The sequence below is a fragment of the Janthinobacterium sp. UMAB-56 genome, from assembly GCF_900095265.1.
In the GTDB taxonomy this organism is placed as follows: domain Bacteria; phylum Pseudomonadota; class Gammaproteobacteria; order Burkholderiales; family Burkholderiaceae_D; genus Janthinobacterium.
Window position 1 is genome coordinate 633,185 of the sequence record NZ_LT607651.1, and the last position, 290, is coordinate 633,474.

Annotated in this window: 1 protein-coding gene (cut by a window edge); it reads right to left on the bottom strand. The window is 66.2% G+C overall.

All coding sequences use genetic code 11. The annotated features are described in order from the left end of the window. The coding region annotated (locus K0F85_RS29190; protein ID WP_374198633.1) for a putative Ig domain-containing protein crosses the window boundary (this coding region is incomplete at its 5' end): on the bottom strand, window positions 1–290 show 290 of its 311 nt. The annotated region extends 21 nt beyond the left edge of the window.

Sequence of the window (290 nt, forward strand, 5' to 3'; positions counted from 1 at the left end):
CGTCGGCGTGTAGCTGATGCTGGTGCCGCTGACCATCGCCGTGCCATGGCTGGCGGCGGATGCCAGGGCCACCGACGTCGGCACGCCGCCGCTCAAACTCAGTGGTATCACGGTGGCACCGCTGCCATAAGCCACCGTGGCACTGACATCGCCGGCAATGGGCGCAACGTTCGCCACAGTGACGGAATAGGCGCGCGACCCCGTATAGGGTCCACTACCAGTGCTGCTATCGGTGGCAGTGATGGTGAAGTTATACGGCCCCGCCGCCGTGGGCGTGCCGGACAAGGTGC